The 10,514-nt window shown below is 30.9% G+C and carries 7 protein-coding genes; all 7 read left to right on the top strand.

The window, feature by feature from the left end; all coding sequences use genetic code 11:
- Positions 1–385 precede the first annotated feature (385 nt).
- The 7 genes from WA340_RS05875 (at position 386) to WA340_RS05845 (ending at position 10,167) form a co-directional block, all read left to right on the top strand.
- Positions 386–1,132 (top strand): transporter, encoded by a 747-nt coding sequence (locus WA340_RS05875; protein ID WP_336127843.1) that lies wholly within the window; start codon positions 386–388, stop codon positions 1,130–1,132.
- A 155-nt stretch (positions 1,133–1,287) separates the two neighbouring features.
- Complete coding sequence (locus WA340_RS05870; protein ID WP_336127842.1) at positions 1,288–1,713, top strand: hypothetical protein; 426 nt, start codon at positions 1,288–1,290, stop codon at positions 1,711–1,713.
- 245 nt (positions 1,714–1,958) lie between these two features.
- Entirely contained in the window at positions 1,959–2,846 is an 888-nt protein-coding gene (locus tag WA340_RS05865; protein WP_336127841.1) for a hypothetical protein, read from the top strand.
- A 279-nt stretch (positions 2,847–3,125) separates the two neighbouring features.
- Positions 3,126–3,809 carry an Abi family protein gene (locus WA340_RS05860; RefSeq protein WP_336127840.1) on the top strand — a complete coding sequence of 228 codons (684 nt, stop codon included), beginning with the start codon at positions 3,126–3,128 and terminating at the stop codon, positions 3,807–3,809.
- 475 nt (positions 3,810–4,284) lie between these two features.
- A complete protein-coding gene (locus WA340_RS05855; protein ID WP_336127839.1) occupies positions 4,285–4,581 on the top strand; it encodes a hypothetical protein in 297 nt (98 codons plus the stop codon).
- 200 nt (positions 4,582–4,781) lie between these two features.
- Positions 4,782–5,471 (top strand): DUF6794 domain-containing protein, encoded by a 690-nt coding sequence (locus WA340_RS05850; RefSeq protein ID WP_336127858.1) that lies wholly within the window; start codon positions 4,782–4,784, stop codon positions 5,469–5,471.
- Between the two features lie 313 nt (positions 5,472–5,784).
- The gene (locus WA340_RS05845) at positions 5,785–10,167 is read left to right on the top strand and encodes an AAA domain-containing protein (protein WP_116693215.1); all 4,383 of its coding nucleotides are present in this window, start codon (positions 5,785–5,787) and stop codon (positions 10,165–10,167) included.
- The last annotated feature ends 347 nt before the right edge of the window (positions 10,168–10,514 follow it).

The following is a 10,514-nucleotide window of genomic DNA, read 5'->3' as shown; positions in this document are numbered from 1 at the left end:
TGCGCAAAAAAACATAACGGAAACTGAATTTAATACTCGAATCCGAAACGTGACACTGAATTGAAAATGTAAAACGGAATTGTGAGCAGAAATCAACTTGAGCGGAATTAAAAAAACGTGAATTGATCACTCCTACTCGATTGAATTCCAAAATTGCGGAATAAAACGTGGAATTGAATAGCAAAACGCGAAACAAAACTCTGAATGAATCGAAAACTGAAATATAACTGTAACCAACAATGTATAAATTCAATTGCTACTGAATTTCCTACGGAAATTCATACCAATTTTCTATCTTTCAGTTTCAATCGGAAAATCGTACCGATTTTCCGCAACTGAAATTTATACGCTAACGTTGTGGGCAATAAAAAGAAACAAAATAAAAATGCGAGAGATAGCGATAATTGTAATACTGACAATCGGATTATTTAACAAAGAAATAAATGCACAAATTGTGACAGATAGACCTGACCAAACTGAAAGCTCTTCAACCATTCCAAAAGGAAGTCTTCAATTGGAAAGTGGAATATTAATTGGATATGAAAGCGAAAATCAAGAACGGACACGACAGCTATTATTACCTACTAATTTATTTCGATATGGGATTTCAAATTGGATAGAGTTACGTATTTTAAATCAATATGAGTTGCTCAAATTGGGAGAAAATCGATTGGAAGGAATTAGCGATTTGGAAATTGGAACTAAAATACAAATTTTGAAAGACGAGAGTAAAAGTACGGAAATAGCATTTTTGACACACTTGATTATCCCGACAGGAACGGACGAATTATCAAGCGAAAAGCTTGGAAGTTCCAATAAATTAAGTATTTCACACGAAGTAAGTGAAAACATTGGCATAGGATACAATTTAGGTTATAATTATTTTGGTGACGGAAACGGAGACTTTACATATTCAGTAGCATTAGGAGTAGAAATAAATAGCAAAGTTGGAATTTATATTGAACCCTATGGTGAAATTGCAAATATGGATGAATTTATTGCAAATTTCGATACAGGGTTTACATATTTGGTTAACGAAAACTTGCAATTTGATTTTTCGTTTGGAACAGGAATAAATTGGACTATGAATTATATGTCAATTGGATGTAGTTGGTTAATTGAAAAAGAATAAATACTGCCCACAACAATGGCTATAAGTAATTGCTTGTTCTCGCCTACTTCTGAAAATCCTCGCGGATTTTCAGTTTGGTGTGTACTTGTAAAGTTAAGTGCTAACCCACGCAACTACTCATAGCCGAGACCGTTGTGTGCAATTAGAAAACTCATATGAATAAACTTTTTTTAATTTTATTTTTTGGCTTTACTTTAGTTTGTAAAAGTGATTTTAATAAAGTCTCTGAATTTAATATTGTTGGAAAATGGGAATGGGAATCTTATTCTTCTTCTGGTAACTTTGTTTTTTACAGTAACGGAATAGCTGAAATGGAATCGGAAAATGAAAAAATCGGTGGAAAAGACTTTATGAGAAACGGAAAAAAATTCAGTCTTGAATATAAAATTGACTATGACAAAACACCAAAAACTTTGGACTTAATATTCACTGAATTGGAGAGTAAAAAACAATTAAAAATACCAGGGATAATTGATATTGTGGAAAAAGATATTCTATTGTATGCGCGAGGCAAAAATGGAATAAGACCGAAAAGTATTGCTGAATCTGATGACAAAATCACACTTTATAGAATTAAATAAAACTGCACACAACAACGGCTATAATCCATTGCGGCTGAAATTCCTATCGGAATTTCATTGCAATTTACTATCTTTCGGCTATGGCGGAAAGAATCCTGCGGATTTTTCCGCAACAAATCATAGCCAAACACGTTGGCAGTAATTTGAGTAGTCACTTAACTAATTCAAATGGACAGTTCACTCATTCAAAATTTTAATTAAGAAAAATCAAAAGTAGTTTAGATGAGAATTTGAACTTAAGAATTATGAAGAAAATACTTTTTTCCTTACTTACGATTATCTTTTTTTTACAAAATGCAAACGCTAGTAGCCCTCAAGTTCCCGATTACATAATTTTCAAAGGAGATACTATACCAGTTTATAATCTATTAGTAGAAAAGTACTTTGACAATATTAAGAAAAGTGACAATGGAGAGTTGTTTGGACTTAAATTTAGAGAAGGTTCTACAACATTTTGTTGGCGAGGATACCAAGCTGTTTATGAAATTGATAACGACAGTCTATTCGTCAAACATATTATTTATTGTGGAGAATTATTTGATGGAAATGAAATTGACGTAATAGAATCGAACAAAAGGTTACGAGATTTTTTTAAAAACAAAGTAAGAAACAATAGAGTTCTTGTAGATTGGTATTCAGGCGATTTAAACCTACCTAAAGAGAATTTATTACGATGGGACGGAGTTTTCCACAAGTCCTTTGAGAAAGAAATATCAATTGAAATAAAAGCTGGAGAGATTACAAATATTTCCTTGATAGAAAATTACATAGACGACCCAAATAGAATTAATCGAAGATATAAAGACACTATATCAAAAGTGTTGTTCAATGAGTTATATAAGTTAAATTGGAATAACAAAAAAGATTTTGATTGTTCTGAAAAATACATCGTAACAATTGGAAAAAATGGAGAAGTAAGTGATGTTATTATGTCAGAATATCAAACTAAAGAAGAAATAAAAGAGTTTTGGGATAGGAATGAATATAATTACTGTCTAAAAGCCGTTCGAAAAGGTTTACGAGATTTGAAGTTTGATATTTTGAAAATTAATGGCAAACCTGTTGAGGAAAGGTATTATGTAGAAATTTGGGTTGAGGAGGATGGAAAGCTTGAAGAATGGACTGAATATTAAAAAACTACTGCCAACACCGTGTATAATTAATTGCGGCTGAAATTCCTATCGGAATTTCAATCTTATTAATTATCTTTGGTTTACTGCGGAAAATGACTGCGTCCTTTCCCGCAACTAATCATACACACCAACGTTGGCAACAAGCTGTGAAAAATCGAATAAACTAATAAGCAAAGGGTATAAAAATCGAAACCCGATAGTTTGATAAAATCAGGGACTATCGGGAATAAGATGGTACAAATATATTAATTATATTTGTATTTACCAAAAAGACAAATAATGAGATACAATAAGTTTGCCGAAATTTTATCACCAGCTAGGATGAGTCGATACTTAACAGCTACTAATGGAGATACAAGAAAGGCAATGACTTTGTATCGGTTGAATCTAAAATTATCACAAGATTTTTTTACTGTTATTAGTTGCTTTGAAATAGCATTGAGAAATAAGATAGACGAACGTTGTATTGTTAGTTTTGGAAATGATTGGCTAAGAGATGGTGCACGAACTAACGGAATATTTGACAATCAAAATACGAGATTAACAAAACGAAATATAAATGATGCTATCAGACAATTAGGTGCAGACTATTCACATAATAAGCTCGTTGCCGAATTAGGTTTTGGATTTTGGAGATATTTATTTGCACAGAGACAATATAATGCAACAGGTCGAATTTTACTTCAAATATTTCCATCTAAACCAATAAGTACACCTGCTATTCAATATAATCAAAATTATGTTTTCAATCAACTAGCAAAAATCAATAAATTCAGAAACAGAATTGCACATCACGAACCAATATGTTTCATTAATGCTCAAGCAATAAAAAATTCTACAAACGCAAGACAACATTATGGAATAATCTTACAGTTATTTCAATGGATGAATATTAATGAATCTGAATTATTGTATGGGATAGACCATATTGATAGATATTGTACTCAACTTGACAACCTATAAAAAAAGCCAGTTGCCAACAATGTATATAAAAAATAGCAGCTAAGTGCTTAAACTCAAAGTTATTGTACCAAAATAAATTTTGTACATTAGCCGAAAGTGACGGCATTTTATCCGCTACTTTTCATATACTAGTCCGTTGGCAACAAGCTGAAAACTGAAAATTATTGAGAAAAACGATTTACATAATAGCTTTGATTTTATTAATAATCGGAATTCCATTATTTGAATTTATGGCTTTCAATTCAATGGTCAGTTTAAAATATGAAACACGTGAATTGGCTGATTGTATTTCCCTCGTTTCAGGAATTAATTTATGTCGAGCAATCAAAACATTTCACGTTTTAGCAATTCTCTGCGGACTGACTTTTATTGGATTTTTAATTTATCGCAAACGGATTTTAAAAAATTGAAAATTTTAAGAAAAATATTGACCATAATAACCTTAATCCAATTATCGAGTTGCGGAGTAAAAGAAATGGAATTCGAAAAGTCCAAATGGAATGAGAGATTTGACGGATTTTATGAATATCGAGAAAATATGGTTCAAGACTTAATGGAAAATCACCTTGAAAAAGGAATGGAATTAAAACGTGTCATTGAACTGTTAGGAGAACCTGGAAACTATCAGAACAAAAAAGAAAACGAAATTACCTATGAAATAATGGTAGATTATGGTTGGAATATTGACCCAATGGAAGGAAAAGAATTATATATTGAGTTTGACAAAGATTCAACGGTAACGGATTTTAAATTAAAACATTGGAAACATTAATAAAAAAAAGCCAGTTGCCAACAATGTATAACCGCAATTACGTCGGATTCGACTACGTCCGAATCCACTCGGAATTGCTAAAGTCAGTGCCAAACCGAAATTAACGCATATAAACCCGTAACTGACGGTTATACGAGACCGTTGCCAGTAATTTGAAAAACACATTGAAAAGATTAATAATTATACTTCTGACTTTGATAGTGTGCTCTTGCAATGGACAAGACAAAATTCCAAAAGAGCTAAAATTCTCATTTGATTATCTTAATGAAAATTGGGATTCAAAGGAAATTGAGATTTTTAAAAACATTTCCGAAAATGATTCAACAACACCGAGAAATTATCACTTCGGAATTGGAATGTATTTGAGAAATAATCTATTAAGACATCACGAACAATCAGAAAATCTGACTAAATTTTTTGACTCAATTGGAATTCATCACTACGATGATATGTCATCAATAATATTGACTTCTTATCATAGGTATTTGAATAAACAAGATATAGAGTTACAATCTCAAGTTGATAAATATGTAGAATATTGGAAACCAATAATTGAATGTGACAAAAATCAAAGAATAAGAGCAGTTGAACTTTACAATAAATACAAAGTTGGAGACACTTTAAGAATAAAAATGCCAGTAAGTGAAAACAATACTGTTGTAGATTATCCTTGCTCAAACGGAACTTTAGAATGGGAATTTGATGAATCTAAAGACCTATCTATTAGTGGGATAATTACTGACAAATACAATATCAATAGTGAGACAAATGTTTTTTTTACAGTTAAAATTCTGACTAAAAATCATTTAGAAACCGAAATTATGATGGAAGAAGTCAACATTGGAGACGAATTCAAAGTTGGACTTTCAACCGCTTGGAAAATTGAATAAAAACTACTGGCAACAATGTATAACCGCAATTACGGCGGATTCGACTGCGTCCGAATCCACTCGGAATTGCTAACGTCAGTTCTTAACCGAAAATTATTAACTTTAATCCCGTAACTGACGGTTATACGAGACCGTTGTAAGCAAGCTGAAAAACCAGCCGCACAAACAGCACATTTGGTTTTTGCCGACACACGAACCAACGCTGAAAAAACCAAAAGAGCTGTTTTTTGCCAACGCTCGAACGAAATGAGAAAAACCGTAAATTGAATTAAAAAAAAGACCGTATTTTAAGCGACTGAAACCAACCGAAAAAATGGAGATAACCGAAAAGCTACTGATTGAATTACAAAACCGACTAAAAGTTGGTAGCCGAAGAGGAGTTCATTTAAATGCTATTCCAGCACGTTCAAGATACAAGTTTGACTTAACGAGATTATCTCATATAGACGAAAATCTTCCCGCAAATTTTATTAATGCCTTACTGACCGAGTTGCCATTAAAATTTAAAATTAGTTGGAAAGATAATGTTCCCGATTTGAATTCACTCTTTGAAGATGACCAAACACAATTAGTGAAAATAACAAAGTCTTTTGAAAATCTAATTAATCAAACAGATGCAATAGAATCGGAAAAAGGAATAAACACATTTGGTTTTGGCTTTCCAATACTTATAAGACGAGACCAATCAGACAACAAATTAACAGTTGCACCAATTTTAATTTGGTCATTAAGAATAAGAAGAACAAAAGAATTTAATACTTGGGAGATACTACGAACAGAAGATGACCCAATTTATATAAATGAGGTTCTAATAAACCATTTACAAAATGATTCCAAGATTGAGATTAACCAAATTTCAACGGACTTGTTGGATGACGGTTTAATTGACAAAAGTGAACTTTTAGATATTTGTGTAAATATCATTGAATCTATAAACAGTTCGATACCAAATGACCTTCGTGAAACATTTGAGAAAAAACTGAATGAAATAAAATCTATTCCAGAAAAGAAACATTACGAAAAGCTTCCATTAACATCTAATAATTCATTTATAGATTTTGGCGGACTTTTTTCAATTTTTGAGGTTCAGAAGCAAAATATCATTCACGATTATACGAATTTACTAGAATTACAAGGTGCAACAATTGACCTTGAGGATATGGAAGAACATACGTTTCAACCAATATCATCAGTCGAAACCGACCCTTCACAACAAGGGATTTTACATTCTTTAAAAGCATCTCGGAATATTTTAATTCAAGGACCACCAGGAACAGGGAAAAGTCAATCGCTTACAGCGATTTTAGTAAATGCTTTAGAGAATCAAAAAAAGACAATTGTTGTTTGTGAAAAACGAACAGCTTTAGAAGTGCTTCACAATGCCCTAAATGAAAAAGGTCTTAATTATCAATGCGTTCTGCTAAAAGACATTGTTAAAGACAGAAGAGTGGCAGTTGATTCTGTAAGAGATAGAGTTGATAATTCCTCATATCGAAGATATAGATACACTCATTCTAAAGAAACGTTAGACAACATAATTGAAAAATCAAAAAACTTAATTGATTCAATAAATAAGAGGCATAAAAAATTAGGAGCAAATTTAGTTGGCAATAAAAATTGGACTCATATTGTCGGCTCACTATTGTCAGAATTAAAAGACAATTCCGAAGAATACAATCTTGATTTATCAAAAGACACATTCAGTTATGAATCATCTGAACTAAATCACTTATTAGAACTCATTAGAAAAGGACAAAATTTATATGACGAGTTTAAACCTCATTTAAATCTATCTTTTATCAACTCTGCAAAATTAGTTGGAGACAATCCATTTATTATAGAACAGCAGATTGAAGAAGACTTTTCAATCTATAAAAAAGAGTTGAAAATAATATTAGATGACATTTCAAGCTATGAAGTAGAATATTATAAAATTAGAAATGAACAATTTAATTTGCAAAAATCCTCAATTAGCGATATTGAAAATTCTATCCAAAATATCCTAACAAACCACGAAACAAACGACGACTTTTTTGATGAAGAAAAAACAAATGGATTTTTATTTAAAACAATTTCCATCTTCTCAAAAGAAAAGAAAACAACACTTACTGACCAACAAACAATAAATTCACTTTTTGAAGATTATTTGTCAAAAACCATTGATAACAAAGACTTTGAAAGCATTAACTTCTCTAATTCAATTAAAGAGAATCAAGACATTCTTAAAAACTATAAGCTAATTATCGAGAGAATTAATAATGAATTTCAATCTAAAATAGAAAATGAGTACAAATTCTTAAACTTACTCAAATCAACTGAAAAGGAATTTGACACAGAACTACTTCAAACAATAAAAACAAACTTTAGCAATTTAAAGACGAAAATCCAAGAGCAAAATTGGACTAAAAAAGAAATGAATGGAGATTCTCACAATGTTTTAATCTCTCAAATTCAGGCTTTAGTAGATTCAAAGGAACAATTTTTCGCAAATGAAAACGACCTTTTTTCAATTGAGTTTAAGTGGTTTCAATTTTACAATTCATTATCAAAAGAGAATAGACTAATAATTGACCAATTAAAGGAAAAAACAGATTGGAGAAAAACATTTTTGATTTTCTACCTTAATTCTATGCTTGTAAATTCTGCAAACACAGATTTACCAACAAATGATAATGACCATATTGAATTAGGAAAATCATTATCCGAACTTGAAAAAGAACAGATTAAATATATTAGAGAATATTGGTTTTCAAAACAAATAGATGCAACGAGAGAATTTGATAATAATAATCCAAATTTAGCTGTTGAAAATCTATATAACAAACGAGCAGGAAAAAGACATAAACGATTATCCTTGCGAGAAATAGTAAAGTTGGATATGGATTTATTCACTACTTTCTTTCCAATAATTCTAACAACACCAGACGTAGCAAGTAATCTATTTAAAGGCAAAAATCAATATTTTGATATTGTAATGTTTGATGAAGCAAGTCAATTAAAGTTAGAAGATAATTTACCAGCACTTTTAAAAGGGAAACAAATTATCATTGCAGGAGACGAACACCAAATGCCACCTTCAAATTATTTCAGCAAAATATTTGACGGTGTAATTGATGATGAGGATGAGTTTGAAGATGAAATAGATAAAATTAAAAACGATATAAGCAATTCACTTTCAGATTGTGAATCACTTCTTGATTTTGCATCCGAATTGGGTTTTGAGAAAAAACATTTAGACTTTCATTATCGTTCAAGACATCCTTACTTAATTGATTATTCAAATTATGCCTTTTATAATCAACGGTTAAAACCACTTCCAAACAGTTTTGAATATATTCCGATAAATTATGTTCCCGTAAATGGCACATATTCCGATAATTCTAATGATGCAGAAGCTGAAACAGTTCTTTCAATTATAGATAACAACATTTCAAGACTTCCAAACGGAGAATACCCAACAGTTGGTGTGGCAACTTTCAACATCAATCAACGAAACCTAATTTTAGGTAAGATTAATGAAAGAAGAAAATTTGAAAAATATAAAGATTTTAACGACAAAATAATTGAACTAGAAGAAAACGGATTTTTTGTCAAAAATTTAGAAAATATTCAAGGAGACGAGAGAGATGTAATAATTCTTTCAACCACTTACGGTATTAACAAAGAAGGGAAATTTGCTCAAAGATTTGGTTCAATAAATCACCAAAAAGGTTACAAGCTTTTAAACGTTATTGTTACAAGAGCAAAATACAAAGTATATGTATGTTCTTCAATCCCAGAAGATGTGTTTTTAAATTACAAAGAGCACTTAATAAATGAAGGTTCAAATAACAGAAGAGGTGCTTTATATGCTTATTTAGCGTACTCAAAAGCTGTTAGTGACCAAGACAATGAAGCTAGAATTTCAGTCTTAAATACACTAGCAGAAAATTCTACGAAAAGTACTACAATTGACAACTTAAATGAAGACCTCGAATCACCATTTGAGGAAGAAGTTTATGAAGCATTAACTGAACATTTTGACGAAAAAAATATAATTCCTCAACTTCAATTTGCAGGTTTCAGAATTGATTTGGTTTACGACACAAAACATATTGGACTTCCAAAAATCGCAATAGAATGTGATGGAGCTGCTTATCATTCTAGCCAAGAAGCATATTTGCACGACAGACACAGACAAAAGATTCTTGAAGGTCACGGTTTTGTATTTCATAGAATATGGAGTACAAATTGGTGGAGAAACCCACAAAAGGAAACAAAAAAATTAGTTGAATTTATAAAGAGTATTGAAAACAGCAGTCCTTCAATTTTTGAAGATAAATCAAAAACAGGGTTAGCGTTTACAGATAATATTACGATTATCGAAAATGAAATTTCTAAAGTTTCTTCACATCTTAAAAAGGATTTAAAAGAAACAATTGAAGCTGTAAGTAAAAAAGAGGAAGTTCAAACAACATTATTTAAAGAAACCATTACTGTAAATAGTAAAGTGAAAGTAAAATATTTGAATATTGATAAAGATTTGAAAGTTCATTTAGTAGACCAAATTGTGTCAAAACTTGAAAAATCAAATGGTATTCAGAAAATAAATATTAAAACACCTTTAGGAGTTGCTTTAAAAGGAAAATCTGTTGGAGATACTGTGAAAATTGGTGGATTAGATAAATATGTTAGAATATTAGAAATTATGAATTAAGCCAACGCTAAAAAGCCATACACATTTGCAATTCGCACCAGCCAACGCTACGCCAAAAATTGCAAAAGAGTATGTCTCGCCAACGCTCACTTCCGAAATAACAGAAAACTTCGGAAAACCAAGCAGGACGTGTAAAGCCAGCTTACAACAATGTATAAAAATAATAGCGGTTTTATCGCTAAAACGAAAGTATGTAAATATAAATAAGGTCTGTGTTTAACCGAAAATTAGTGCATTTTAATCCGCTACTATTCTTATACTAGACCGTTAGCAGCAATTTAAGCCAAATTAACCGATGAAATATTCTATAACACTAATGCTTCTAATAGTAATTATTGCTTACGGAA

The organism is Mesoflavibacter sp. CH_XMU1422-2 (genome assembly GCF_037029245.1).
Lineage (GTDB): Bacteria > Bacteroidota > Bacteroidia > Flavobacteriales > Flavobacteriaceae > Mesoflavibacter > Mesoflavibacter zeaxanthinifaciens.
The sequence above is the reverse complement of the archived record's forward strand: the minus strand, read 5'-3'. Positions and strand labels throughout refer to the sequence as shown.

What these genes read in the sequence shown, in the direction of transcription:
- WA340_RS05875 (WP_336127843.1), top strand. Translation starts at nt 386, where the DNA reads ATGCGAGAGATAGCGATAATTGTAATACTGACAATCGGATTATTTAAC.
- WA340_RS05870 (WP_336127842.1), top strand. Translation starts at nt 1,288, where the DNA reads ATGAATAAACTTTTTTTAATTTTATTTTTTGGCTTTACTTTAGTTTGT.
- WA340_RS05865 (WP_336127841.1), top strand. Translation starts at nt 1,959, where the DNA reads ATGAAGAAAATACTTTTTTCCTTACTTACGATTATCTTTTTTTTACAA.
- WA340_RS05860 (WP_336127840.1), top strand. Translation starts at nt 3,126, where the DNA reads ATGAGATACAATAAGTTTGCCGAAATTTTATCACCAGCTAGGATGAGT.
- WA340_RS05855 (WP_336127839.1), top strand. Translation starts at nt 4,285, where the DNA reads ATGGAATTCGAAAAGTCCAAATGGAATGAGAGATTTGACGGATTTTAT.
- WA340_RS05845 (WP_116693215.1), top strand. Translation starts at nt 5,785, where the DNA reads ATGGAGATAACCGAAAAGCTACTGATTGAATTACAAAACCGACTAAAA.